At 67.0% G+C, this 26,185-nt stretch carries 21 protein-coding genes and 1 other RNA gene; 11 read left to right on the forward strand and 11 right to left on the reverse strand.

What is annotated here, in order from left to right; all coding sequences use genetic code 11:
* Positions 1 to 7 precede the first annotated feature (7 nt).
* A complete protein-coding gene (locus tag O1Q03_RS24920) occupies positions 8 to 688 on the reverse strand; it encodes a GntR family transcriptional regulator (protein WP_269506682.1) in 681 nt (226 codons plus the stop codon).
* A gap of 277 nt (positions 689 to 965) precedes the next feature.
* Here O1Q03_RS24920 and O1Q03_RS24925 point away from each other — a divergent pair, with 277 nt between their 5' ends.
* Positions 966 to 2,153, forward strand: a complete 1,188-nt coding sequence (locus O1Q03_RS24925) for a gamma-glutamyl-gamma-aminobutyrate hydrolase family protein (RefSeq protein WP_269506683.1) — start codon at positions 966 to 968, stop codon at positions 2,151 to 2,153.
* Between the two features lie 165 nt (positions 2,154 to 2,318).
* Entirely contained in the window at positions 2,319 to 2,972 is a 654-nt protein-coding gene (locus tag O1Q03_RS24930) for a DUF2968 domain-containing protein (RefSeq protein ID WP_269506685.1), read from the forward strand.
* 80 nt (positions 2,973 to 3,052) lie between these two features.
* On the opposite strand, the gene O1Q03_RS24935 is transcribed toward O1Q03_RS24930, so the two are convergent.
* Positions 3,053 to 3,988: a hypothetical protein gene (locus O1Q03_RS24935; protein ID WP_269506687.1), complete on the reverse strand. Its 936-nt coding sequence runs from the start codon at positions 3,986 to 3,988 to the stop codon at positions 3,053 to 3,055.
* 349 nt (positions 3,989 to 4,337) lie between these two features.
* Between O1Q03_RS24935 and O1Q03_RS24940 the strand changes: the two genes are divergently transcribed.
* Entirely contained in the window at positions 4,338 to 5,633 is a 1,296-nt protein-coding gene (locus O1Q03_RS24940) for an MFS transporter (RefSeq protein ID WP_269506689.1), read from the forward strand.
* A gap of 97 nt (positions 5,634 to 5,730) precedes the next feature.
* On the opposite strand, the gene O1Q03_RS24945 is transcribed toward O1Q03_RS24940, so the two are convergent.
* Entirely contained in the window at positions 5,731 to 7,569 is a 1,839-nt protein-coding gene (locus tag O1Q03_RS24945) for a tetratricopeptide repeat protein (protein WP_269506690.1), read from the reverse strand.
* Between the two features lie 131 nt (positions 7,570 to 7,700).
* Here O1Q03_RS24945 and O1Q03_RS24950 point away from each other — a divergent pair, with 131 nt between their 5' ends.
* Positions 7,701 to 9,356, forward strand: a complete 1,656-nt coding sequence (locus O1Q03_RS24950; protein WP_269506691.1) for an FAD-dependent monooxygenase — start codon at positions 7,701 to 7,703, stop codon at positions 9,354 to 9,356.
* Between the two features lie 8 nt (positions 9,357 to 9,364).
* Here O1Q03_RS24950 and O1Q03_RS24955 read toward each other — a convergent pair whose 3' ends face one another.
* The 4 genes from O1Q03_RS24955 to O1Q03_RS24970 are packed head-to-tail and all read right to left on the reverse strand — an operon-like array spanning position 9,365 to position 14,667.
* Complete coding sequence (locus O1Q03_RS24955) at positions 9,365 to 9,616, reverse strand: formate dehydrogenase subunit delta (protein ID WP_269506692.1); 252 nt, start codon at positions 9,614 to 9,616, stop codon at positions 9,365 to 9,367.
* Between the two features lie 7 nt (positions 9,617 to 9,623).
* The gene (gene fdhF, locus O1Q03_RS24960) at positions 9,624 to 12,575 is read right to left on the reverse strand and encodes a formate dehydrogenase subunit alpha (RefSeq protein WP_269506693.1); all 2,952 of its coding nucleotides are present in this window, start codon (positions 12,573 to 12,575) and stop codon (positions 9,624 to 9,626) included.
* A gap of 17 nt (positions 12,576 to 12,592) precedes the next feature.
* Positions 12,593 to 14,170 carry a formate dehydrogenase beta subunit gene (locus O1Q03_RS24965; protein WP_269506694.1) on the reverse strand — a complete coding sequence of 526 codons (1,578 nt, stop codon included), beginning with the start codon at positions 14,168 to 14,170 and terminating at the stop codon, positions 12,593 to 12,595.
* Entirely contained in the window at positions 14,167 to 14,667 is a 501-nt protein-coding gene (locus O1Q03_RS24970; RefSeq protein ID WP_269506696.1) for an NAD(P)H-dependent oxidoreductase subunit E, read from the reverse strand. The genes O1Q03_RS24965 and O1Q03_RS24970 overlap by 4 nt, the downstream gene beginning before the upstream one ends.
* Positions 14,668 to 14,799: 132 nt before the next feature.
* On the opposite strand from O1Q03_RS24970, the gene O1Q03_RS24975 reads away from it, so the two are divergent.
* From O1Q03_RS24975 to O1Q03_RS24985, 3 genes are all read left to right on the forward strand, one after another.
* Complete coding sequence (locus tag O1Q03_RS24975; protein ID WP_269506698.1) at positions 14,800 to 15,906, forward strand: substrate-binding domain-containing protein; 1,107 nt, start codon at positions 14,800 to 14,802, stop codon at positions 15,904 to 15,906.
* A 101-nt stretch (positions 15,907 to 16,007) separates the two neighbouring features.
* Positions 16,008 to 16,277, forward strand: a complete 270-nt coding sequence (locus tag O1Q03_RS24980; protein ID WP_269506699.1) for a hypothetical protein — start codon at positions 16,008 to 16,010, stop codon at positions 16,275 to 16,277.
* 301 nt (positions 16,278 to 16,578) lie between these two features.
* On the forward strand, positions 16,579 to 16,926 hold the full coding sequence (locus O1Q03_RS24985) for a DUF4148 domain-containing protein (RefSeq protein WP_269506700.1): 348 nt from the start codon (positions 16,579 to 16,581) through the stop codon (positions 16,924 to 16,926).
* 268 nt (positions 16,927 to 17,194) lie between these two features.
* Here the strand turns inward: O1Q03_RS24985 and ssrA are convergent.
* The 4 genes from ssrA to ompA all read right to left on the reverse strand — a co-directional run bounded on the left by ssrA (position 17,195) and on the right by ompA (position 19,834).
* Positions 17,195 to 17,564, reverse strand: a transfer-messenger RNA (tmRNA) gene (gene ssrA, locus O1Q03_RS24990).
* 17 nt (positions 17,565 to 17,581) lie between these two features.
* Positions 17,582 to 18,298, reverse strand: coding sequence for a phosphoglycolate phosphatase (gene gph, locus O1Q03_RS24995; protein ID WP_269506702.1), 717 nt, complete (start codon positions 18,296 to 18,298; stop codon positions 17,582 to 17,584).
* A gap of 13 nt (positions 18,299 to 18,311) precedes the next feature.
* Positions 18,312 to 19,010, reverse strand: a complete 699-nt coding sequence (ubiG, locus tag O1Q03_RS25000) for a bifunctional 2-polyprenyl-6-hydroxyphenol methylase/3-demethylubiquinol 3-O-methyltransferase UbiG (protein WP_096503730.1) — start codon at positions 19,008 to 19,010, stop codon at positions 18,312 to 18,314.
* A gap of 152 nt (positions 19,011 to 19,162) precedes the next feature.
* Positions 19,163 to 19,834 carry an outer membrane protein OmpA gene (ompA, locus tag O1Q03_RS25005; RefSeq protein ID WP_269506705.1) on the reverse strand — a complete coding sequence of 224 codons (672 nt, stop codon included), beginning with the start codon at positions 19,832 to 19,834 and terminating at the stop codon, positions 19,163 to 19,165.
* Between the two features lie 541 nt (positions 19,835 to 20,375).
* Between ompA and gyrA the strand changes: the two genes are divergently transcribed.
* From gyrA to pheA, 4 genes are all read left to right on the forward strand, one after another.
* Positions 20,376 to 22,979, forward strand: a complete 2,604-nt coding sequence (gene gyrA / locus O1Q03_RS25010; protein ID WP_269506706.1) for a DNA gyrase subunit A — start codon at positions 20,376 to 20,378, stop codon at positions 22,977 to 22,979.
* Positions 22,980 to 23,061: 82 nt separating this feature from the next.
* A complete protein-coding gene (locus tag O1Q03_RS25015) occupies positions 23,062 to 23,661 on the forward strand; it encodes a DUF2059 domain-containing protein (protein WP_014897732.1) in 600 nt (199 codons plus the stop codon).
* A gap of 172 nt (positions 23,662 to 23,833) precedes the next feature.
* On the forward strand, positions 23,834 to 24,916 hold the full coding sequence (gene serC / locus O1Q03_RS25020) for a 3-phosphoserine/phosphohydroxythreonine transaminase (RefSeq protein WP_269506708.1): 1,083 nt from the start codon (positions 23,834 to 23,836) through the stop codon (positions 24,914 to 24,916).
* Between the two features lie 33 nt (positions 24,917 to 24,949).
* Positions 24,950 to 26,032 (forward strand): prephenate dehydratase, encoded by a 1,083-nt coding sequence (gene pheA / locus O1Q03_RS25025; protein ID WP_269506709.1) that lies wholly within the window; start codon positions 24,950 to 24,952, stop codon positions 26,030 to 26,032.
* Positions 26,033 to 26,185 lie beyond the last annotated feature (153 nt).

Consider the following 26,185-nt stretch of genomic DNA (forward strand, 5'->3'; position numbering starts at 1 on the left):
GAGCGGCTCAGGGGCGAAGATGTTGGACAAGGGTGGCGCGAAACGAATCGATATGGCGTTCGACGGCCGCGCGCGCGCCGGCGGCGTCGCGCGCGGACAGCCGCTCGAACAGTTCCCGGTGTTCGCGCTGGACATCGGATAAATGGTGCGGCTCGGACAGCGTGACGAACCAGAAGCGCAGCGAGCGTTCGTGCAGCGCACGCAGGATTTCCGCGAGGACGGTATTGCGGGCCGCCGCGGCGATCGCCTGATGAAACGCGCGGTCGAGCTCCATCATGCCTTCGACGTCGTGCGTGTCGACACACGCCTGCCCGGCGTCGAGCAGCGCGGCCATGCGCGCGAGATCGTCGGGCGTCGCGTGGCGTGCCGCGAGTTCGACGCAGTGCGCTTCGTTGACGCGCCGCACGTCGATCACCGACACGATGTCGTCGAGCGACAGCGGCTGAACCATCAGTCCCTTGCGCGGCATCACGGACAGCAGCCCTTCGAGCACCAGCCGGTGCACGGCCTGGTGCACGGGCGTGCGCCCGATGCCGGTGCGCGCGACGAGGTCGGCTTCGTTGAGCGCGGCGCCGGGCTTCAGCCGCATCGTGATGATGTCGCGCTGGATCAGCGCATAGGCGCGATCGGCGAGGCTGATCGAAGAGGCGGCGGGCCGGTCGAGGAGGGCGTCGGTCAGGGCGTTCATGCGGACGGCGGCGCGGCGGCCGGGCGGGGCGCGATCATGGCGCTGGAATCGGGAGCGTGGACGATTCGTGAATATTATTGTGATATATCACTGATGTCCAGTGCGCTCCCGAAGGATCAGATCGCGGCCCAATAAGGGCCGGGGCGGTTGCGCTGCGGCATGCGACGACTTGCAACAATAGCGACAGGATGTTGCAGGTTTACCGCGCGATCGTGCCCTGAAGCATAATGAATCTTCGTCAATCCAATACGCGCGAGCGACGCACCAGACCATCGTCATGAGCGAAAACACGCCTTCCCCGGCCGGTCTGTCCGGCATCTCTTCCGCTTCTTCCGATTCTCCCCGTTCCGGTCCGGCGAAAACGCCCGACGTGTCCGCCACGCAGGCTGCTGTTGCGCAGGATGTTGCCGAGGACGGCGCATCGCCGGTCACGGCGGCGTCGGAGCCGGGCGCGCCCGGTGCGACCGGCGCCACCGCTGAAGGCAGTGCGGCAACGCCGAAACCCGGTGCAGCGCCGCCCGGGTTCGGCGCGCCGCCGGATTTCGACACACCGCGGCCGCCGCCCGCGAGCGCGCAGAATGTGCCGCCGGCGTACCTCCGGCAGAGCGACACGCCGTGGTCGGTATTCGGCCGGATCGTCGCGGCCCGCGCGCGCCGGCTGTTCGACCGTGCCGGGCAGCGCATCACGCAGCGCACGCTGCGTATCGGCGTGTCGGCGCGGATCTTCCATCCGGAGCCCGGCGCGAAAGGGCTGCGCGGCAAGACGCTGCAGTATCTCGAGGAATCGATCGCGCATTGGGTGATGTCGCGCGACGTGCTCGTGTTCATGATTCCGACGGTCGGGCATCAGGGCATGCTGCATCCGAGCAACATCCGCCTGCGCGACTACGCGAAACATCTCGACGGCCTGCTGCTGCAAGGCGGCGCCGACGTGTCGCCGCAAACTTACGCGGCGTCGGATGCGCGCCCCGAATGGCCGGGCGATCGCGTACGCGACATGTACGAGCTCGAGCTGTTTCACGAATTCGTCGAGTCCGGCAAGCCGGTGCTCGGCGTGTGCCGCGGCTGCCAGCTGATCAACGTCGCGTTCGGCGGCTCGCTGTACCAGGACATCGCGACCGACGTGCCGACCGCGAATGCGCACGTGAGCGAGCATTACGACCAGCATCGCCACGCGATCCGCTTCCCCGACTCGTCGACGCTCGCGAGCATGTTCCCCGGACGCAGGGAGGCGATCGTCAACTCGATCCACCATCAGGCGATCCGCGATCTCGGCCGCGATCTGAACATCGAGGCCGTGTCGGCCGGCGACGGGATCATCGAAGGCATTCGCTACCGGCGCGCGCCATTCGTGGTCGGTGTGCAATGGCACCCGGAGTTCCATCGCGCGGGCGGCGCCGAACTGCTCGACTGCACGCCGTTGCTCGATGCATTCCTGCGCGCGGCACGCGAAACGCGTCTGTAGCAAGCGTTTGCAGCGCGTCGCAGGCTGGCTGGCCGCATCCCGTTTAATTCGAGATGCGGCCATTTCGTTTTGACTGATAATCGCGACTCCCGATTCATTCGCCGGAGTCTGACGTTGGTCTTCCGAGATTTTTCCCCTGCACGATGCGCAACGTGGATCGTTGCGATGGCCGCCTGCGTGCACGCAGGCGCGGCATGGTCCGCCGACGCGACCGCGCCCGTCGCGGGCACCCGTCCCGCGGTGACGAGCCTGAGCGGCCGTGCGGCGCCCGCCGCATCGGCGTCGTCCTCGTCGGCGACGGATACCGCCGCGCAAGGCAATGTCGCCGAGCTCACGCAGATGCTGCACGACGGGCGGATCGTCGAGATGCGCACCACCTACAACGGCAGCTACGGCGCGAGCCTGATGTTCGATCCGGGCGAGATGACGTACTACGTCGCGCTGTTCCAGGACAAGCATCTTTGGCGCGTGATCAAGTCGCAGGAGAAGGGTCGCGCGGAGATGGTGTACGCGAACTTCGTGCAGCAGACGCTGCAACTGTCGGAAGCCGAGATTCATCGCACCGAATTGCAGGCGCAGAAGCGGTTTCTCGAGCGCGTGATCGCGCTGCAGGCGAGCCGGGCCCAGCAACTGGAGGCCGACCTGAGCGTCGCGCGCAGCCAGCAGGCCGAGGTCGCGCAACGACAGCAGTCGATACAGGAGCAGACGCAGGCGCTGCAGGTCGAGAAGCGGGCGGCGCAGGTGCAGTTGCGCGATCTGCAGGAGCAGGTCCGGCAACTCGAGCGGCAGGCCGAAACGGGGTTGCCCGCACGCAAGTGACGACGCGTCGGTCCGGCAGGATCGGCGGACGAACGAAACCCGGCGAAGCCTGCTTCGCCGGGTTTTTTGTTGTGCGCGCGTCAGCGGGTGAAGGTGTCCGGCGCCGTGGCCGACGCTTCGGTCAGGCGGCGGTGAGATAGTTGCGCGGTCCAGTCGAAACCGGCGGCGGGCGCGTTTGCCGCTCGCGCGGGGCGTTCGGCATCCAGTGCGTTCGCGAGTGCGATCAGCGCGAGCGGATTGTCGAGCGGGTCGCGATGCGTGCCGCCCGGCAGCGACGGCGGCGCGACGCGATCGAGGATCGGCGTACGCGATGCGAGGTGCGTGACTGGCGGGCGGGCCGCGAGCCGGGAAGAAGCGGCGGGCGACGCGGCAGGCGAAGCGCCCGGCGCGCGAACGGGTGCGGCGGTCGTGCGCGCGCCGGCCGGCCGATGCGGTGAGGGTATGGACGCGTCGGCGACGCGCTGCGGGTCGGATGCCGTGTCGTGCGGCGGCGACGTGCGGGCCGGCGTCGCGACGGGGGTGGCGTTCTGTGCCGGAGCAAGGGGCGGCGCAGCGGCAACTCGGACCACACCGGTGGCTTGCGTGGCGGGCTCGTCAATGACGCGGGTGGCGTGAAGCGCGGGTGCGGCCGTGAAACCCGTGAGCGGTTCGTGCGCGACGATCAGCCAGCCGATGATCCCGAGCGCGCCGACGCTCCAGCAGGCGGCATCTATTGCACGCCGGCCATGCGGGCGCGGATACGGACCGTGGCCCGGGCGGCGGAGGACGGCCGGGGTGGCCGGCAGGTCCGCCGACGACGATCGCGTCGCGGACAGCGGTTGCCAGCGACACATGCGATGCGGGGCGTCGACATCGATGCACGAAGTCGTCAGCGTGGCGACGCACCGCTCGCCGGGCCGGTCGCCGGCTACGCCGCGGAATGTCCATTCGCGGCCGAACGGCGGCACGCCGTCGAGCGGGGCGACGCGAGGGCGGGCGAGCTGGCCTTCGACGGAAACAAGGGGCGATGGGGTCATGAGAGCGGTGCGCCGCGCGACACGAGCAACCGTGTCGGCGCGTGGCGCGCATATCGTCGTTGATCGTGCCATTGTGGTCAGCCGTCTGTGATCGGTCGATCAGATCAATCTGATTTTGGCGTGACTTTCGATGGGATTAGTACGAGGCGAATGCGGCGACTGCGACCGCAGGCCCGCCACAAGGCAATTGTCGGTTTCGCGTGGCATCATCCGAGAACCTCGCCGGCGTGCGCATGGTGGCGCGACGTGCCGCCGGCAGGCTGCGATGTCCGTGCGCGCCGGCCGGCGCGATACGCATCGCCGGATCCACACGGCGCGGAGGTCGCGCCATCCGAGCTGAGAGAAAAATATGTCCACAGCATCACACGCCGTCGCGCAGGAATCGAAGGTCCGCACCGTTTTCCGGGTCGTCAGCGGCAACTTCCTGGAAATGTACGACTTCATGGTCTACGGGTATTACGCGTCGGCCATCGCGAAAACCTATTTTCCGAGCGGCGATGCGTTCGCGTCGCTGATGCTGTCGCTGTCGGTATTCGGCGCGGGCTTCCTGATGCGGCCGGTCGGCGCGATCGTGCTCGGCGCGTACATCGACCATCACGGCCGCCGCAAGGGGCTGATCCTGACGCTCGGGCTGATGGCGGTCGGCACGCTCGCCGTCGCCGCGGTGCCCGGCTACGCGACGATCGGCGTGCTCGCGCCGGTGTTCGTGCTGCTCGGCCGGCTGCTGCAGGGCTTTTCGGCGGGCGTCGAGCTCGGCGGCGTGTCGGTCTACCTGTCCGAGATCGCGACGAAGGGCCACAAGGGGTTCTATACGTCGTGGCAATCGGGCAGCCAGCAGGTCGCCGTCGTGTTCGCCGCGTTCGTCGGCGTGCTGCTGAACCGCGCGTTGCCGGCCGAAGAAATGAGCGCGTGGGGCTGGCGCATTCCGTTCCTGATCGGCTGCCTGATCGTGCCGTTCCTGTTCCTGATCCGGCGTTCGCTGAAGGAGACCGACGAGTTCCTCGCGAAGCGCCATCGCCCGACGATGGGCGAGATCATGCGTTCGATGCTCGAGAACTGGGGCGTCGTGATCGCCGGCATGGGGATGGTCATCATGACGACGGTGTCGTTCTACATGATCACCGCGTACACGCCGACGTTCGGCAAGGAAGTGCTGCACCTGTCGTCGCTCGACGCGCTCGTCGTGACCGTCTGCGTCGGCCTGTCCAATCTCGTCTGGCTGCCGCTGTCCGGCGGACTGTCGGACCGTATCGGCCGCCGCCCGGTGCTGATCACGTTCACGGTGCTCACGCTGCTGTCGGCTTATCCGGCGGTGCAGTGGCTCGTCGCCGATCCGTCCTTCCTGCGGCTGCTCGGGGTCGAGCTGTGGCTGTCGTTCCTGTACGGTTCGTATAACGGCGCGATGGTCGTCGCGCTGACCGAAGTGATGCCGGCCGACGTGCGCACCGCCGGTTTCTCGCTCGCATACAGCCTTGCGACGACGATCGGCGGCTTCACGCCGGCGATCTCGACGTTGCTGATTCACCAGACCGGCAACAAGGCGGCGCCGGGGCTGTGGCTGAGCGTCGCCGCGATTTGCGGGCTGATCGCGACGCTCGTGCTGTATCGCACGCCCGAGTCGCGCAACCAGTACAAGGCGGCCTGACACTGCAAGCGACGCATCGGAGCATCGCGTCGAATGAAAAAGGGAGCGCACTGCGAATTGCGCTCCTTTTTTCGTATGCGATCGGCCGCTCGGGCATTCAGCCGTCGCGCAGCGCGGCGGCCACCGCCGTCGCCACGTCGAACCATTGTCCCGGCGCGGGCTGACGGACGAGCGTGGCGTGCGGATACCACGGGCAGTCGCCGCGGGTGAACCATCGCCAGTCGGCCGCGAACGGCAGCATGATCCACAGCGGCTTGCCGAGCGCACCTGCCAGATGCGCGACGGCCGTATCGATCGTGACGACGCCGTCGAGCCGTTCGATCAGCGCGGCCGTGTCGGCGAAATCGTTCAGGCGCCCGTCGAAACGATGCACGCGCGGGTGCGCATCGACGCGCGCCCGTTCGGCGTCGTCGAGGGCCGGCTGCAGCACGACCCAGTCGATGTCGGGCAGCGCGAGCAGCGGCGCGAGTGCGTCGAACGGCATCGAGCGGTTTTCCTGCGCCTGCCGGCGCCCCGACCACGCGAGGCCGAACTTGCGCTTCGACTGGCCGCCGAGCGAGCCGCGAAAGCGCCGGCGCGCGCTGTCCGGCGCGCCGAGGTAGCGCGTGCCCGCGACGATCTCGTCCGGCTGCAGCCCGAGCAGGAACGGCAGGCTCATCAGCGTGCAGGCGACGTCTGCTGCCGGCAGTTTCGCGGCGTCCTGCGCGACGAGCGTCACGCGCCAGTGCGCGGCGGCCGGTGCGAGCAACGCGACGAGCTCCGGCTGCACCTCGAGCACCACGCGGGCGCAGCGCGCGCGCGCCAGCGGCACGAAGCGGACGAACTGCAGCGTGTCGCCGAAACCCTGTTCCGCGCGGATCAGCAGCGTGCGCGATGCGATCGGCTCGCCTTGCCAGCGCGGCAGCGTGCCGAGCGTCGGTGCGCCCGGCGTGTCGTGACGCGTTTCGTAAGCGGGCAGGCCGCGGGTGAAGTCGCCCAGCGTCAGCAGCGTGACTGCGCGGTGCAACTGCGCGAGCTTCAGGTCGGGCGCGACGCGCAGCGCCTGGTCGAATGCGCGCAGCGCCATTTCGTGCGCGCGGAGCGCGTGATGCGCGTTGCCGAGGTTCAGCCACGCGAGTCCGAACGACGGATCGAGCCCGACCGCGCGTTCGTAGTAGGGCAGCGCATCGCGCTGGCGGCCCTGCGCGCTCAGCGCGTTCGCGAGCCCGAAGAGGGCGAGCGGAAACGGCGGGTGCAGTGCGAGTGCGGCTTCGAACGCAGCGGCGGCTTCGACGTGACGGCCGACCGCCTCCAACGTGTTGCCGAGATTGAAATGCGCGGCGACGAAGCGCGGCTGCGCGGCGATCGCGGCGTGGAAGTGCGCGATCGCGTCATCGGCCCGGCCCATCGCGCTCAGCGCCATCGCGAGATTGTTGTGCGCGCCGGCGTGTCCCGGCCGCAGCTCGAGTGCGCGATGGAATGCGGCGAGCGCATCGTCGTGGCGGCCGAGCGCGTTCAGTGCGTTGCCGAGGTTGTTGTGGATCGAAGCATCGTCGGGCGTGAGGCGCAGCGCGCGGCCGAACGCGTCGATCGCATCCTCGTGGCGTTGCAGTGCCGCATACGCGTTCCCGAGGTTGTAGTGCGCGAGCGGAAATTCGGGCGCGAGCGTCAGTGCGTTGCGAAAGCGGTCGATCGCTTCGTCGAGCCGGCCGAGTGCCTTCAGCGCGTTGCCGAGGTTGAGCTGCAGTGCGGCGTCGCCCGGGCGCAGCGCGACCGCGCGGCCGACGAGATCGGCCGCCTCGGCATGCTGACCCTGCTGATGCCGCAGCACGCCGAACAGATGGAGTGCGTCGGCGTCGACGGGGTTGGTGGCGAGCGCGGCACGGTAGCCGTGCTCGGCCTCGGCGAGGTGGCCCGCGCGGTGCGCGGCGTACGCTCGATCGAATGCGGAATCCATGACGCGAAAACTGACGGAAAGCGCGCATTTTCCCACACTGCAGCGAGGCCATCCCAGATCGGCCGGTCGGCATATGGCCCCGTCACGCGGAGCGGCGTAGACTTGCAGCATCTCGTGTCATCGAGGTTCTCATGGCCGACACACTGCTCGACATTCCGCCCGTGCTGATCGTCGGCGCCGGGCCGACTGGCCTTGCCGCCGCAATGAGCCTCGCGCGGGCCCGCGTGCCGGTGCGCATCATCGACCGGCTCGTCACGCCCGCGCCGTATTCGCGAGCGATCGGCATCCAGGCGCGCACGCTCGAATTGCTGGAGCAGCATCGCGCCGTCGAACCGTTCCTCGCGCTGGGCCATCGCGCGCACGCGGCCGAGCTGCATGCGGACGGCCGCGTGATCGCGCGGCTCGATTTCGACCCGCTGCAAACGCGCTATCCGTATCTGCTGTTTCTCGACCAGAGCATCACCGAGCGGTTGCTCGCCGAGCATCTCGCCGGGCTCGGGGTGACGATCGAGCGTGGCGTCACGCTCACCGCGTGCGACGCGCGCGGCACGTCGCTCGACGTGAAGATTCGCGACGCCGACGGCCGCGAGCACGCGTTCGCGCCGTCTTACCTGATCGCCGCCGACGGCGCGCACAGCACGGTACGCCATCTGCTCGGGCTCGGTTTCGCCGGGCATGCGTTCGAACAGACTTTCCTGCTTGCCGATTTCGCGGCGATACCCGACTGGCCGGAAGAGGAGATTCACCTGTTCGCGACGCCCAACGGCATCGCGGGGCTGTTCCCGATGGGCGGTGGTCGCTTCCGGCTCGTCGCCGACCGGCCGCCCGGCAGCGATGCATCGTCCGATACGTCCGCGCCGTCGCTCGCGGAATGCGAGGCGATCATCCGTGCGCGCGTAGGCGCGTCGATTTCGCCGAGCGATCTCGCATGGTCGTCGTATTTCCACCTGCACAGCCGGATGGTCGATCGATTGCGTCACGGGCGCGTGTTTTTCGCGGGCGACGCCGCGCACGTCCACAGCCCGGCGGGCGCGCAGGGCATGAACACGGGCATGCAGGAAGCATTCAATCTGGGCTGGAAGCTCGCGCGCGTGCTCGGCGCGGGTTCGCCGGAGCGGCTGCTCGACACGTATCACGCGGAGCGCCATCCGATCGAGCGCGACGTGTTGCGGCAGACGGGCCTCGTCACGCAGCTCGTCGAAGCCAACCACGGCGCGATGAAGCTGCTGCGCGATCATGTCGTGCCGCTGCTGGCGTCGTTCGGGCCGGTGCGCGACGCGGTGCGGCGCACGGTCAGCGAACTCGGCGTGCAATACCGGAAAAGTGCGCTCACGCTCGAGCGCGTGCTCGATGGCGGCCCGCGAGCCGGCGAGCGTGCGCCCGATGCGCTCGTGCACGTGGTCGACGGTCCGCTCGGTCAGGCCCCCGGAACCGCGCGGCTGTACGACCTGCACGATCCGGCGAACTTCACGCTGCTGCTGCTCGAGGAACCCGTGAATGGAGAAGCGGGCGAGCCGGCCGAGGTGCCGCCGATGCCCGCGGATGCGCAGGCGCTCGTGCAGGGACTGGAGCGGATCATGCCGGGCGCCGTGCGTGCGTGGCGCGTCGCCGATGCCGAAAGCGACGGGGAGGACGGGCTCGCGCAGGGATACGGCCGCTCGCGGCCGTCGTTCTATCTGCTGCGGCCCGACGGCTACATCGCGGCGCGCGGCCGCACCGCAACCGATGCGAACGCGCTGCTGCGCCATTGCGAAAGCTGGTTCGCGGGCATGTCGCAGCCCGCGTAGCGGGGCGCTCAGGCAGACGCGGCGGCCGGCACGAGCGAAGCGCGGTGCGCGGCGATCGCGGCGAGCACGATCGGCGCCGCGCGTTGTGCGGCTGCGCTCGACGGATCGTCGAGCGCGGCGAGAAACGCGCGGCGCATGCGCGGCTCCCAGAAGCGCCGGATATGCTCGGCGATCCCCGTCAGCGCTTCTTCGCGATCGGGCATCGATTCGAAGAAAGCGCCGATCTGGTTGGCCATGTCGATCAGGTGTCCGGTGTCCATCGCGTCCTCACTTGCCCGTCGTCACGGCGGCCTGCGCGCCCGCGCGGCGCTCGAGCAGGTCGAGCTGCTCCGAATTGAAGCGCGCATACGCACGCTGCCAGTCGGACGGTTGCGCCACCGGCATCACCTGCACGGCCGTCACCTTGTATTCCGGGCAATTCGTCGCCCAGTCGGAGCTCTCAGTCGTGATCACGTTCGCGCCCGATTCGGGGAAGTGGAACGTCGTGTACACGACGCCCGGCTGCATGCGGTCGGACACGAGCGCGCGCAGCACCGTCTGACCGGCGCGCGATTCGATGCCGACCCAGTCGCCGGTGCGGACCCCGCGATCCTCCGCATCGTGCGGATGGATCTCGAGGCGATCCTCTTCGTGCCACTGGACGTTCTCGGTCCGCCGTGTCTGCGCGCCGACGTTGTATTGCGACAGGATGCGGCCCGTCGTCAGGATCAGCGGATAGCGCTGCGTGACCTTTTCCGGCGTCGGGATGAACTTCGTGATCACGAACCGGCCTTTGCCGCGCACGAACGCGTCGATGTGCATCGTCGGCGTGCCTTCCGGCGCGTGTTCGTTGCACGGCCACTGAATGCTGCCGAGTGCGTCGAGCTTCTCGTACGACACGCCCGAGAAGGTCGGCGTGAGCCGCGCGATCTCGTCCATGATTTCCGACGGATGCGTGTAGTGCATGTCGTAGCCGAGCGCCTGCGACAGCAGCAGCGTGACTTCCCAGTCCGCATAGCCCGCGAGCGGCGGCATCACCTTGCGCACGCGCGAGATCCGCCGCTCCGCGTTCGTGAACGTGCCGTCCTTCTCGAGGAAGGTCGAGCCGGGCAGCAGCACGTGCGCGTATTTCGCGGTTTCGTTCAGGAAGATGTCCTGCACGACGATGCATTCCATCGCCGACAGCGCGGCCGCGACATGCTGCGTGTTCGGGTCCGACTGGACGATGTCCTCGCCCTGGCAGTAGAGCCCCTTGAAGCTGCCGTCGAGCGCCGCGTCGAACATGTTCGGGATCCGCAGCCCCGGTTCCGGCTGCAGCGTTGCCGACCATGCTGCCTCGAACTGCGTGCGGACGACTTCGTCGCTGATGTGACGATAGCCAGGCAATTCGTGCGGGAACGAACCCATGTCGCACGAACCCTGCACGTTGTTCTGGCCGCGCAGCGGATTGACGCCGACGCCTTCGCGGCCGATGTTGCCGGTCGCCATCGCGAGGTTCGCGATGCCCATCACCGTCGTCGAGCCTTGCGCGTGTTCGGTCACGCCGAGGCCGTAGTAGATCGCGGCATTGCCGCCCGTCGCATAGAGGCGTGCGGCCTCGCGTACCAGCTCCGCCGGCACGCCTGTCACGTCCGCGGTTGCTTCGGGCGAATTGTCCGCCTGCGCGACGAAATCGCGCCATTGCTCGAACGCGCGCGTGTCGCAGCGCTCGGCGACGAACGCGTCGGCGACGAGCCCTTCGGTCACGATCACGTGCGCGAGCGCGTTGACCATCGCGACGTTCGTGCCCGGGCGCAGTTGCAGGTGGTGCGTGGCCTTCACGTGCGGGCCGTCGACCACGTCGATGCGGCGCGGGTCGATCACGATCAGCTTCGCGCCTTCGCGGATGCGCCGCTTCATGCGCGAGCCGAACACCGGGTGGCCGTCGGTCGGGTTTGCGCCCATCACGACGATCACGTCGGCGTGGCCGACGGACGCGAAGGTCTGCGTGCCGGCCGATTCGCCGAGTGTCGTTTTCAGCCCATAGCCGGTCGGCGAATGGCACACGCGGGCGCAGGTGTCGACGTTGTTGTTGCCGAACGCGGCGCGCACGAGCTTCTGCACGAGGTAGGTTTCCTCGTTCGTGCAGCGCGACGACGTGATGCCGCCGATCGAATCGCGGCCGTACTTCTGCTGCAGCTCGCGGAACTGCGTCGCCGCGTAGGTGAGCGCTTCTTCCCAGCTCACTTCGCGCCACGGATCGGTGATCTTCTCGCGGATCATCGGCTTCGTGATGCGGTCCTTGTGCGTCGCATAGCCCCACGCGAAGCGCCCTTTCACGCACGCGTGGCCTTCGTTCGCGAGGCCGTTCTTGTGCGGCGTCATGCGCACGACCTGCGTGCCCTTCATCTCCGCCTTGAACGAGCAGCCGACGCCGCAGTACGCGCAGGTGGTGACGACCGAATGCTCGGCCTGGCCGAGCTGGACGACGGACTTTTCCTGCAACGTGGCGGTCGGGCACGCGGCGACGCACGCGCCGCACGATACGCATTCCGATGCCATGAACGATTCGCTTTCGCCGGCGGCGACGCGCGACTCGAAACCGCGCGCGGCGATCGTCAGCGCGAACGTGCCTTGCGTTTCCTCGCACGCGCGCACGCAGCGGTTGCACACGATGCACTTCGACGGGTCGTACGTGAAGTACGGATTCGATTCGTCCTTCGTGTCCTTCAGGTGATTCGCGCCGTCGAAGCCGTAGCGCACTTCGCGCAAGCCGACCACGCCCGCCATGTCCTGCAGCTCGCAGTCGCCGTTGGCGGGGCAGGTGAGGCAGTCGAGCGGGTGGTCGGAGATGTACAGCTCCATCACGTTACGGCGCAGCGACTGCAGCCGGTCCGACTGCGTGCGCACCTTCATGCCGGCTTCGGCGGGCGTCGTGCACGACGCCGGATAGCCGCGCCGGCCTTCGATCTCGACGAGGCACAGGCGGCACGAGCCGAACGGCTCGAGCGAGTCGGTCGCGCAGAGCTTCGGCACATTGACGCCGGCTTCGATCGCGGCGCGCATCACCGACGTGCCGGCCGGCACCGTGACCGGCTGGCCGTCGATTTCGAGCGTGACGTCGGTGTCGGCATGGCGTTGCGGCGTGCCGTAGTCGGTATCGTCGAGCGGATCGAACGCGCGCGCCTGTGCAGCGCTCTTGCACGCGCATTGGCCCGAGCCGCAGCCGCCTTGGCGGACGTTGTTCGTGTCGAGTGACATGCAGGGCTCCTTCTGGGTCAGGCCGCAGCCTTGACCGGACCCGACGCGGCTTGCTTGCCGGCGGCGAGCCCGAAATCTTCGGGGAAATGGTCGAGCGCGGACAGCACCGGGTACGGCGTCATCCCGCCCATCGCGCACAACGAACCGGCGAGCATCGTGTCGCACAGGTCGCGCAGCAGCGTGACCTGCCGCTCCGACGTGTCGCCCTGGCGGATGCGCGCGATCGTCTCGACGCCGCGCGTCGAGCCGATCCGGCACGGCGTGCACTTGCCGCAGGATTCGATCGCGCAGAACTTCATCGCGTATTCCGCGAGTTCGGCAAGATTCGACGTGTCGTCGTGCAGCACGATGCCGCCGTGACCGACCACCGCGCCGATCGCCGTGTATGCCTCGTAGTCGAGCGGCACGTCCCACTGGTGTTCGGGCAGGTAGGTGCCGAGCGGGCCGCCCACTTGAGCGGCGCGCGCGGGGCGGCCGCTTGCCGTGCCGCCGCCGTAGTCGAACAGCAGTTCGCGCAGCGTGACGCCGAACGCGAGTTCGACGAGCCCGCCGTGACGGATGTTGCCCGCGAGCTGGAACGGCAGCGTGCCGCGCGAGCGGCCCATCCCGTAGTCGCGATAGAACGCGGCGCCACGCGCGAAGATCACCGGCGCCGTTGCGAGCGTGATCACGTTGTTGATCACGGTCGGCTGGCCGAACAGGCCGGCGAGCGCGGGCAGCGGCGGCTTCGCGCGCACGACGCCGCGCTTGCCCTCGAGCGATTCGAGCAGCGCCGTTTCCTCGCCGCACACGTAGGAGCCCGCGCCTTTCGCGACGTGCAGGTCGAACGCATGCGCGGAGCCGAGCACGTGCTCGCCGAGCCAGCCGGCTTCACGTGCGCGGACGATCGCGGCTTCGAGCGTGGCGATCGCGTGCGGGTATTCGCTGCGCACGTAGATGTAGCCGACCGTCGCGCCGGTGGCAACGCCTGCGATGATCATCCCTTCGATCAGGCAGTACGGGTCGCTTTCCATGATCAGGCGGTCGGAGAACGTGCCCGAATCGCCTTCGTCCGCGTTGCAGACGATGTACTTTTGCGCGGCGCTCGCGTGCCGGACCGTGCGCCACTTGATGCCGGCCGGGAAGGCCGCGCCGCCGCGGCCGCGCAATCCCGACTCGATCAGCGTCTCGCACGCGGCGTCGCCGTCAAGCGCGAGCGCGTTCTTCAGGCCGGCGAGGCCGTCGTGCTTCAGGTAGTCGTCGATCGACAGCGGATCGGTCAGGCCGATGCGCGCGAAGGTCAGGCGCTGCTGGCGCGCGAGATACGGCAACGCGTCGACGAGGCCGACGCCGCTCGGATGCGCGCCGCCGTCGATCCAGTTCGCGTCGAACAGGGCCGGCACGTCGGTGACCGACAGGTTCGCATAGCCGACGCGTCCGGCGGTCGTGCCGACCTCGACGAGCGGTTCGAGCCAGAGCAGCCCGCGCGTGCCGTTGCGGATCAGCTCGATGTCGATGCCGCGCCGTTCGGCCTCCGCGACGATCGCGCTGGCCAGCGCGTCGGCGCCCAGCGCCAGCGCGGACGAATCGCGCGGTACGTAGATGCGGGTCGTCATGCGGCCTCCGGGGTGTGAGCGGCCGCGTCGGCGAGCAGCGTGTCGAATTTCTCCGGCGTGACCTTGGCGTGCAGCACGCCGTTGACCGTCATCGACGGAGATTGCGCGCACAGCCCGAGGCAGTAGACCGATTCGAGTGCGACTGCGTCCGGCGCGTGCGCATCGGCACCGTTGCCGTGTGCAGCGTCGAACCGGCAACCCGTGCGTGCTTCCGCGTGCGCGGCCAGTGCTTCGCAGCCCATGCTGCGGCACGCTTCGGCGCGGCACATCTGGATCGTCACGCGCGCGGGCGGCGCGGTGCGGAAGTGATGGTAGTAAGTGAGCACGCCGTGGACTTCCGCGCGCGACAGGTTCAGCGCCTTCGCGAGCGGTGCGACGCAGCCCGCCGGCACGTAGCCCGCGTCGTCCTGGATCGCGTGCAGGATCGCGACGAGCGAGCGGCCGGCGCGCGCATGGCGCTCGACGAGCGCGTCGGGCGCATGGGAATTCGGGGACATCGGTTATGCTCCTCCAAAGTCTCATATGCGCTCGAAATTCATATAGTGGCGCACCGGGACTTCGTTCTGATAGATTTTGACCAACGATAAGCGGAAGATCTGCCGGTCGCAATAGGAAATCGGAGTGCATAATTGATTCGAATCGAATGCGACGCGTATCTGACCGTACGCGACACCGAGGGCCGCACGGCGAGTCTGTCGGACGTCGCGCCGTTGCTGGAACTCGTGGCCGACACGGGCAGCATCGCGCAGGCCGCGCAGGCGAAAGGTCTGTCGTATCGGCACGCGTGGGGCATGCTGCGCGCGCTGGAGGCGTGCGTCGGCGCGGAGTTGATCGAAACCGCGCGCGGCAAGGGATCGACGCTGTCGGAGCTCGGGCAGGCAATCGTCGATGCGCAGCGCCTTGCGCGCAGCCGTCTCGACGGCAACCTGCGCGCGCTGGCGGCCGAAGTAGCGAGCGACCTGAACCGGCGGCTCGCGCAGCGCGACGGCGCCGTGCGCATTCATGCGTCGCACGGCTACGCGGTCGCGACACTCGTTTCCGCGCTCGTCGAGGCGCACGCGGCCGTCGACATCAAGTATCGGGAGAGCGTCGAGGCCGTCCAGGCGCTCGCGCGTGGCGAATGCGAGCTGGCCGGCTTCCATCTGCCGCGCGGTGCGTTCCGCGAGCAGTGCGCGCAGATCTACCGGCCGTGGCTCGACGATACGCGTCACGTGCTCATTCATTTGACGCGTCGCCAGCAAGGGCTGTTCGTGCCGCGCGGCAATCCGAAGCAGGTCCGCGGGCTTGCCGATCTCGCTCGCAGCGACATTCGCTTCGTCAACCGGCAGCCGGGGTCCGGCACCCGGATGCTGCTCGATCTCGCGCTGCGCGCGATCGGCATCGATCCCGAGCGCATCGACGGCTATGCGTCGGCCGAGCTTACGCACTCGGCGATCGCGGCGTTCGTCGCGAGCGGGATGGCCGATCTCGGCTTCGGCGTCGAGCCGGCCGCGCATCATTTCGGGCTGGATTTCATCCCGGTCGTCGACGAGGACTACTACTTCGCGTGCGAGCGTGCGCGGCTCGACGCGCGGCCGCTCGCCGGCGTGCTGGCATTGCTGCGCGATGCGCGTTTCGTCGAGCGCGTCGCGCATCTCGACGGCTACGATCCGGCCGCCTGCGGGACGCTGACCGGCATCGCCGCGGGGCTGGCCGGCAGCGACGGCGCGGCCGCGCCGGACGGCAATACACGGTAACGCGGCGCGGAGCGGACCGCGCTGCAGCAGCGGGGGATTTGCGCTACGCTTGCCGCTTGATCAACGTTCCAACAAGCACGCCGTTCAGGCGTCATCCCGCCATGAAATTTTCCGTTCCCCTCGCCGCGGCAGCGTTGACCGCGGGGCTTCTGGTCGCCGTATCGCCGTTTGCAGTTGCGCAGAATTCGCCGGGCGTACCCGGCGGCATCCTGAGCGACCAGTTTCGCCTGAACGAGCATCCGCAGATGCCGTTCGCTGCGTCGACGCCGTCGCAGAAGTACCAGTCCGGCAAGAAGTCGTCGCTGCGTCGCAAGGGTGACATGGGCGACCCGAACGGCTGCAACCTGAAGTGCCCGATGGATAGCCAGTAAACACAGACTCAGGCGCGCTCCACGATTGGCGGCGCGCGTCTGACCGATGGCCGCACGCGGTCTGTGCGGTTATCTTCGAGCCCCGCGAAGCGTGCTGTTTCGCGGGGCTCGTGCGTTGTGGCGCATGGCCGTGCAATGCGATGATCGGGGCGGGGTGCCGTCTAGGGTTAACCCTAGATTCAGGAAGTATGTGTTCCACAAACCTGCCTTATTCTTAAGCACTCACCTACATAAACTTCGGTTTGTCAGCGGTGAACGAGGTGTCCACCGCGAAAACAGACAAATGTGGAGGTAGGTCATCATGAAGTCGCTCGTTCAAGCCGTTGTCGTTGCTGCCGCTCTCGTTGCCCCGGTCGTGTCGTTCGCGCAGTCCGGCTCGGCACTCACCCGCGCACAGGTTCGCGCCGAACTGGTTCAACTGCAGCAAGCGGGTTACAACACGGCCCGCGGCGAAGATCCGCACTATCCGGAAGCCATCCAGGCCGCCACCGCGCGTGTCGCAGAGCAGCAGCGCCTCGCCCAGGCACAGGGCGCCGACGCCAGCGGGTACGGCGCGCAAGCGCACGGCGCATCGGCATCGGGTTCGCGCGCCATCGGCGTGCGTCCGGCGAGCGCTGAAGAAATGAAGTCGCTGTATCGCGGCAGCTAAGCCGCGCATCGCCCGGCAGGCCGCGAGCCGGGTGCGACGACGCGTCGCGCCCGGTCGCGGTGCTGGGCGGCAAGCCGTTCGGCGGGCGATGACCGTGCGGGCGGCACCGAACATCCGTCACCTCCTGTCGCCGGAACGCCGGCGGCATTCCGCCTGGCCCGCCCGTGGCTGGGCGCTTTTTCGGAAGGAGCGGGACGTATGATTTCGCAGGCAACAAAAAACCCCGCAGACTCGCGTCGTGCGGGGTTTGTGCGTCAAGCGCGGAATTTGGTGGAGGCGGCGGGAATCGAACCCGCGTCCAGAAGCGCTCCACGACTAGTTCTACATGTTTAGTTCAGTCATTTGATTTAACCGCAGCGACGCGGACGAACACGCTGCACTACGGCGATTCGCTAGGTTTTCGACCCTGGCGTCGCGACGCCGACAGGGCTTAACTGACGTAAATGACCTCTGGCGGTATTGCTACCGGTCTTGCGACACTAGCCCGTCAGTGAACTAGGCAGAGGACGGCGGCCGTTAGGCTGCCAGTGCGAACGTATCGTCGTTTGCAGTTACGATTTTCCCATTGATTAACGAGGTGACGGGTCCTCGACATGCCCTAGCCGCTTCACAACCCCTGTCGAAACCAGGTCGCCCCCGCGGATAAGATCAATCATTATATCCCAACATCGCGCAGCAGTTCGCGCAGTTGCTGCGTCGTGCCGACCAGATGTTGTGCTTGCCAGTCGGCCGGTGCGGCGCCGTCGCCGCAGTAGCCGTACGCGGCCGCGACCGTCGCCATGCCTGCCGCGCTGCCGGCCTGGATGTCGCGAAGATCATCGCCGACATAGACGATGCGCTCCGGCGCGAGCGACAAGCACTCGGCCGCATGCAGCAGCGGGGCCGGATGGGGCTTCGAGTGCGGCGTCGTGTCTCCGCCGACGACGCAGGCCGCGCGCTGCGCGAGGCCGAGCAACTCGACGAGCGGGGTGGTGAGGCGGATCACCTTGTTCGTGACGATGCCCCAGCGTACGCCGCGCGCGTCGAGTTCGTCGAGCACGTCGCCGATGCCGGGGAACAGCGCCGTCTGCACGCAGATGTCCGTCGCGTAATTGGCCAGGAACTCGTCGCGCATCGCTTCGTAGCCGGGCGTTTGCGGGTCGATACCGAATGCGCCGCCGAGCAGGCCGCGCGCGCCGGCCGATGCCAGCGGCCGCAGCAGGTCGAGCGGCGTCTCCGGCAGCCCGCGCACACGCTGCATCTTGTGAACGGCCGCCGCCAGATCGGGCGCCGTGTCGGCGAGCGTGCCGTCGAGGTCGAACAGCACCGCATCGCAGTGCAGCAGGCGCGGCGCGTCGAGGGCGGCCTGCACGGTCGAAAGGGGAGTCGTCATGCCGGTCGGAAGGTCACGCGCCGCGGCGGCACGCGACGAGGTAGTTGATGTCGGTGTCGTTCGACAGCGCGAAGCGCTTGCCGATCGGGTGATAGGTGATGCCCTTGATGTCGACGATGTGCAGATCCGTCGCGCGCACGAAGCCGGCCAGTTCCGACGGGCGGATGAAGCGCGCGTAGTCGTGCGTACCCTTGGGCAGCATTTGTGCGATGTATTCCGCGCCGATCACGGCGAACAGGTACGACTTCAGGTTGCGGTTCAGCGTCGAGAAGAACACCCAGCCGCCCGGTTTCACGAGCGTCGCGCATGCGGACACCACGCCGGCGGGCGACGGCACGTGCTCGAGCATCTCCATGCAGGTGACCACGTCGTAGCTGCCCGGCTCGCGTTCGGCGATTGCTTCGGCGGCGATCGCCTCGTAGTCGACCGTGATGCCGCTTTCGAGGCTGTGCAGGTCGGCGACGCCGAGCGCTTCGGTCGACAGGTCGATGCCTTTCACCTGTGCGCCCAGCCCGGCCATCGATTCGGACAGGATGCCGCCGCCGCAGCCGATATCGAGCGCGCGCTTGCCGGCCAGGTGGGCATGTGCGTCGATCCAGCCAAGCCGGACCGGGTTCAGGTCGTGCAGCGGCTTGAATTCGGCATTCGGATCCCACCACCGGTGGGCGAGGTCGCTGAATTTCTGGAGTTCGTGCGGATCGGCGTTGGTCATGTCGGCAAACGGGCTACGGAAGGAGGGCGGTACGTCGGTACGTCAGCCCCGAGTATATAAGCGGGCGGACGGCGAGGCCAGCGAGCGCCAGCGCGGGCGTCAAAGAAAAAGCCCCGCCGGAGCGGGGCTTTGAAGCAGTCGAAAACCGCGGCTTACTGTGCCGGAACGGTCGTCTTCTGAACTTCTTGCGTACCGACCACTTCGACTTCCACGCGGCGGTCCGGTGCGAGGCAGGCGATCAGCTGCTTGCGGTTCTTCTGGTTGCAGCCAGTCGTAACCGGGTTGCGCTTGCCCTTGCCTTCCGTGTAGATCTTGTTCGCCGGAACGCCCTTGCTGACCAGGTACGACTTGACAGCTTGCGCGCGGCGCAGCGACAGACGGTCGTTGTACTTGTCCGAACCGATGCGGTCCGTGTAGCCCGTAGCGACGACCACTTCCGTGTTCATGCCCTCGATCTTCGATGCGAGTTCGTCCAGCTTCTGCTTGCCGGCCGGCTTCAGCGTTGCCTTGTCGAAGTCGAACAGTGCGTCGGCTTGGTACGTGATCTTCTGGCTCGTGATGGCCGGAGCAGGGGCCGGAGCGACCGGCGGCTGCGGTGCCTGGGCGACCAGTGCGCCATCGCACTTTGCGTTGGCGGTGGCCGGCGTCCAGAAGGCGTCACGCCAGCAGAGCTCGTTCGTGCCGTTCATCCACACCCATTCGCCCGTGCCGTTCACCCAGTTGTCGTTGACGGCTTGACGCGACGCCGGCACGGATTGTGCCGAAGCGGATGCAGCCATAACTGCGGTAGCTGCAATGAACGCGAGCTTTGAAAGTTTATTCATATTTCTCCTCTCGAAATTGAGATTACCGCAGGTTTACTGCGAGCCTGTTTGACGGTGACAAGTCATACATTGCTCGGAGTATAACATTGGTGCGGCACAAAAAACGCGGCACCGCTCTGTGTAGACTTCGAGCAGCGTCTAACCTTCAGTGCGTTGGCATTTTGCCATATCGTTCCCTTCCCACGAAAAAAAATCCTCCCCACCCCAAGATCGCTTCAACTTTGTGGCGCATGCGCAACACCGGCCTGCCGTAACTTTTAGAGATTGTCAAGAGCAGGCGCGCGAAATTGCGGGAAACCCGGCAAATGGTTTACTCGCGGGCGTGACGCGGGATCCGGTGCAACCACGGATGCGTGTTGAAGGGTACGATCGCTGTCGATCCGGCCCGGATCGACGCGGCTGCGAATTTTGCTGTTTACATATAGTGTGTGGCGGGCGAATTGGCGGCTGATGGGCGCATGTTAGAATCTCGCGTTGCGTTGCGCATGCAGCGCCCACGCGAAAGGCGTTCGCCGTCTTCGCTCCGAAACGATACGGATACATGGATCAATTCGCCAAAGAGACCCTGCCCACCTCCCTAGAGGAGGAAATGCGCCGTTCGTATCTCGATTACGCGATGAGCGTGATCGTCGGACGTGCCCTCCCGGATGTCCGCGATGGCCTCAAGCCCGTGCACCGGCGCGTGTTGTTCGCGATGCACGAACTGAACAACGACTGGAACCGCGCGTACAAGAAGTCGGCGCGTATCGTCGGTGACGTGATCGGTAAATACCACCCTCACGGCGATACCGCGGTCTACGACACGATCGTGCGGATGGCGCAGGACTTCTCGCTGCGCTACATGCTGATCGACGGGCAGGGCAACTTCGGCTCGATCGACGGCGACAACGCCGCGGCAATGCGTTACACCGAAATTCGCATGGCGAAGATCGGTCACGAGCTGCTTGCCGACATCGACAAGGAAACGGTCGATTTCGAGCCGAACTACGACGGCAACGAAATGCAGCCGTCGGTCCTGCCGTCGCGCATTCCGAACCTGCTGATCAACGGCTCGTCGGGCATCGCGGTCGGCATGGCGACCAACATCCCGCCCCATAACCTGAACGAAGTCGTCGACGCGTGCCAGCATCTGCTCGGCAACCCGGAAGCGACGATCGACGAGCTGATCGAGATCATCCCGGCGCCGGACTTCCCGACGGCCGGCATCATCTACGGCGTCGCCGGCGTGCGCGACGGCTACCGCACCGGGCGCGGCCGCGTCGTGATGCGCGCGGCCACGCACTTCGAGGAGATCGACCGCGGCCAGCGGATGGCGATCATCGTCGACGAGCTGCCGTACCAGGTGAACAAGCGCTCGCTGCTCGAGCGGATCGCCGAGCTCGTCAACGAGAAGAAGCTCGAAGGCATCTCCGACATCCGCGACGAGTCCGACAAGAGCGGCATGCGCGTCGTGATCGAGCTCAAGCGCGGCGAAGTGCCGGAAGTCGTGCTGAACAACCTGTACAAGGCGACGCAGCTGCAGGACACGTTCGGCATGAACATGGTCGCGCTCGTCGACGGCCAGCCGAAGCTGCTGAACCTGAAGGAAATCCTGCAGTGCTTCCTGTCGCACCGACGCGAAGTGCTGACGCGCCGCACGATCTACGAACTGCGCAAGGCCCGCGAACGCGGCCACGTGCTCGAAGGTCTCGCGGTCGCGCTCGCGAACATCGACGAGTTCATCGCGATCATCAAGGCCGCGCCGACGCCGCCGATCGCGAAGCAGGAACTGATGGCGAAGCCGTGGGATTCGTCGCTCGTGCGCGAGATGCTCACGCGTGCCGAGACGGACAACGCCGCGGCGGGCGGGCGCTCCGCGTATCGTCCGGAAGGCCTGAACCCGGCGTTCGGGATGCAGACCGACGGGCTGTATCGCCTGTCCGACACGCAGGCGCAGGAAATCCTGCAGATGCGTCTGCAGCGCCTGACCGGCCTCGAGCAGGACAAGATCATCGGCGAGTACCGCGAAGTGATGGCGCAGATCGCCGACCTGCTCGACATCCTCGCGCGCCCCGAGCGGATCACGACGATGATCGGCGACGAGCTGACCTCGGTGAAGGCCGAATTCGGCGACGCGCGCCGCTCGAAGATCGAGCTGAACGCGACCGAGCTGAACACCGAGGATCTGATCACGCCGCAGGACATGGTCGTCACGATGTCGCACGCGGGTTACGTGAAGTCGCAGCCGCTGTCCGAGTATCGCGCGCAGAAGCGCGGCGGTCGCGGCAAGCAGGCGACGCAGATGAAGGAAGACGATTGGATCGAGACGCTCTTCATCGCGAACACGCACGACTACATCCTGTGCTTCTCGAACCGCGGCCGCGTGTACTGGGTCAAGGTCTATGAAGTGCCGCAGGGTTCGCGCAATTCGCGCGGCCGTCCGATCGTCAACATGTTCCCGCTGCAGGAAGGCGAGAAGATCAACGTCGTGCTGCCGGTCAAGGAATTCTCGGCCGACAAGTTCATCTTCATGGCGACGTCGCTCGGCACCGTGAAGAAGACGCCGCTCGAAGCATTCAGCCGCCCGATGAAGAAGGGCATCATCGCGGTCGGCCTCGACGACGGCGACTTCCTGATCGGTGCGTCGATCACCGACGGCGCGCACGACGTGATGCTGTTCTCCGACGCCGGCAAGGCCGTGCGTTTCGACGAAAACGACGTGCGCCCGATGGGGCGCGAAGCACGCGGCGTACGCGGCATGCAGCTCGAGGACGGGCAGCAGGTCATCGCGATGCTGGTCGCCGGCAGCGAAGAGCAGACCGTGCTCACCGCGACCGAGAACGGCTACGGCAAGCGCACGCCGATCACCGAGTACACGCGTCATGGCCGCGGCACGAAGGGGATGATCGCGATCCAGACGTCGGAGCGCAACGGCAAGGTGGTCGCCGCGACGCTCGTCGACGCCGAGGATCAGATCATGCTGATCACGACCGCGGGCGTATTGATTCGTACGCGAGTGTCCGAGGTGCGCGAGATGGGGCGCGCTACGCAAGGTGTTACACTCATCAGTCTCGATGAGGGCACCAAGCTCTCCGGCCTGCAGCAGATCGCGGAAGCCGAAGAGGGCGATGGCGAGGCCGACGAGGCGTCGGACGACGAAGCCTGAGAACGGATGAGACTCGAGCCGCCGCAGGCGTAAAACGCCGCGGTCGGCGAGCAACCACGCATATTTCCAAGAGGGAGTGATGATGCAAAAGCAATTCAAGCAACTGGTTCTGCTGGCTGCACTGGTGCCGACGTTCGCGATGGCGCAAGCGCTGTCGAATTCCGCACCGGCAGCAACCGCAGCAGCTGCGCCGATCGACGCCGACAAGAAGGCGGCGATCAAGGATCTGCTCGACGCGATCGACGCGCCGAAGCTCGTGTCGGCTATCGGCAACAGCGCCGAAATGCAGGCAAAGCAACTCGTCCCGGCGATCCTGTCGGACGCACTGTCGGAAAACAAGTCGCTGAACGACAAGCAGAAGCAAGCCGCCGTGCCGACGCTGCAGAAGAACGCAGTGCCGAAGCTGGTCGACGGCGCAGGCAAGGTATTCGGTACGCAGCAGTTCCAGAACGACGCGATGTCGGCTCAGTACGACGCATACGCGAAGTACTACAGCACGTCGGAGATCAAGGATCTGACGACGTTCTACAAGAGCCCGACGGGCCGCAAGTTCATCCAGGTTCAGGATCAGGTTGGCCGCGACGTGGTCAACGGTCTGATGCAGAAGTACATGCCGCAAGCGATCCAGGCAACGCGCGCGCAGGCTGACAAGGAAGTCGCGGCAGTCAAGCCGGGCAAGTAAGCCGTCCGGGCACGCGCCCGGCCGTTCGGCCGGGTTTGGCGGGAGCCTGATGACAGTGCGATAATGGCCGTTTGCGCGCGAGCGCAAGCGGCCATTCCTTTTCTGGCGCGGCCCGATTGCAACTGACATGCGGCGGCAAGCCGCCGGTCGCGTCCCTCCCGAGGTTTTCACGATGCGCGTCTTTAATTTCTCCGCCGGTCCTGCGGCGCTGCCCGAGGAAGTGCTGCGGCAGGCTGCCGACGAAATGCTCGACTGGCACGGCAGCGGCATGAGCGTGATGGAGATGAGCCATCGCGGCAAGGAATTCATGTCGATCCACGAGGCGGCGCTGGCCGACCTGCGCGAACTGCTCGACGTGCCGGCGAGCCACCGGATCCTGTTCCTGCAGGGCGGCGGCATTGCCGAGAACGCGATCGTGCCGATGAATCTGCTCGGCTCGCGCAAGACGGCCGACTTCGTCGTGACGGGCTCGTGGTCGCAGAAGTCGTTCAACGAGGCGAAGAAATACGGCACGCCGCATCTGGCCGCATCGGGCAAGACGGCCGACGGCTTCACCCGCGCGCCGGGCCGTGCCGAATGGCAGCTGTCGGACGATCCGGCCTACGTGCATCTGTGTACGAACGAGACGATCGACGGCGTCGAGACGTTCGAGATTCCGGATCTCGGCGACGTGCCGCTCGTCGCGGATGTCTCGTCGCACATCCTGTCGCGCCCGATGGACGTCGCGAAATACGGCGTGCTGTTCGGCGGCGCGCAGAAGAACATCGGGATGGCCGGGGTGACGGTGCTGATCGTGCGCGAGGATCTGCTCGATCGCGCTCAGCCGATTTGCCCGTCCGCATTCGAATGGAAGACCGTCGCCGCGAACAACTCGCTGTACAACACGCCGCCCACCTATGCGATCTACATCGCGGGCCTCGTGTTCCAGTGGCTGAAGCGGCAGGGTGGCCTCGGCGCGATGGAGGCACGCAACACCGAGAAGGCGAAGCTGCTCTACGACACGATCGATGCGAGCAGCTTCTATCTGAACAAGGTCGAGCCGGCGGTGCGTTCGCGGATGAACGTGCCCTTTTTCCTGGCCGACGAAACGCGCAACGAAGACTTCCTTGCCGGCGCGAAGGCGCGCGGGCTGCTGCAGCTGAAGGGCCACAAGTCCGTCGGCGGCATGCGGGCGTCGATCTACAACGCGGTGCCGCTCGAGGGCGTGCAAGCGCTCGTCGAGTACATGAAGGACTTCGAGCAGCGCGGCGCCTGACGGCGACGCTGCTCAAACAGCACGGCAAAACGCATGGACGACGAACTGAATTCCCGCCTGAAACCGCTGCGCGATCGCATCGACGCGATCGACGCGCAGCTGATCGCGCTCCTGAACCAGCGTGCCGCGGTGGCGCTCGAGGTGGGCGAGGTCAAGAAGCATTTCAACGCGCCGGTGTTCCGGCCGGAGCGCGAGCTGCAAGTCATCGCGCGCCTGCAGGACATGAGCGCGGGCCCGCTCGCGAGCGAGCACATCAGCGCCATCTGGCGCGAGATCATGGCCGCGAGCCGCGCGCTCGAGCAGACGATCCACGTCGCGTTCCTCGGGCCGGTCGGCACGTACAGCGAACAGGCGATGTTCGAGTATTTCGGCCAGTCGATCGAAGGGCTCCCGTGCCCGTCGATCGACGAGGTGTTCCGCTCGGTCGAGGCAGGCGCGTCCGCGTTCGGCATCGCGCCGGTCGAGAATTCGACCGAGGGCGCCGTGTCGCGCACGCTCGACCTGCTGCTGCAGACGCAATTGCTGATCAGCGGCGAGCTCGCATTGCCGATCCATCACAACCTGCTCACGCAGAACGGCACGCTCGAAGGCGTGACGCGCGTCTGCGCGCATGCGCAGGCGCTCGCGCAATGCCAGCAGTGGCTGGCCGCGAACGCGCCGCAACTCGAGCGGCAGGCCGTGTCGAGCAACGCGGAAGCCGCACGTCTCGCCGCGGCCGACCCGAGCGTCGCGGCGATCGCCGGCGATCGCGCGGCTGCGCACTACGGGCTGCAGATCGCGTTCGCGCTGATTCAGGACGATCCGCACAATCGCACGCGCTTCGTGATCGTCGGCAAGCAGCCGGCGGGGCAGAGCGGTCACGACCAGACGTCGCTGATCGTCTCGGTGAAGAACGAGCCGGGCGCCGTATTCAAGCTGCTCGAACCGCTCGCGCGGCACGGCGTGTCGATGACGCGCTTCGAGTCGCGTCCCGCGCGCGTCGGCACGTGGGAGTATTACTTCTACATCGACATCGAAGGGCACCGGGACGAGCCGGCCGTGGCTGCCGCGCTCGCGGAGCTCGGCCAGAAGGCCGCGTTCCTGAAGATACTCGGTTCGTATCCGCGCGCGCGCTGACGCGCGGCTGCCCGTCGCCTGCCCCGCGCAGGCGGCGCGGCGAAGCGGGCAAGGCAGGCCGGGCGGCGCTGCCGAAGGCGGGTTCGGGCGGTATCCGGTGCAGGTCGCGCCGGATACGGGCCCGTTGCCCGGAATCTGGACTTCCGTGCGCGG

The organism is Burkholderia sp. IMCC1007 (genome assembly GCF_027257875.1).
Taxonomy (GTDB): domain Bacteria; phylum Pseudomonadota; class Gammaproteobacteria; order Burkholderiales; family Burkholderiaceae; genus Burkholderia.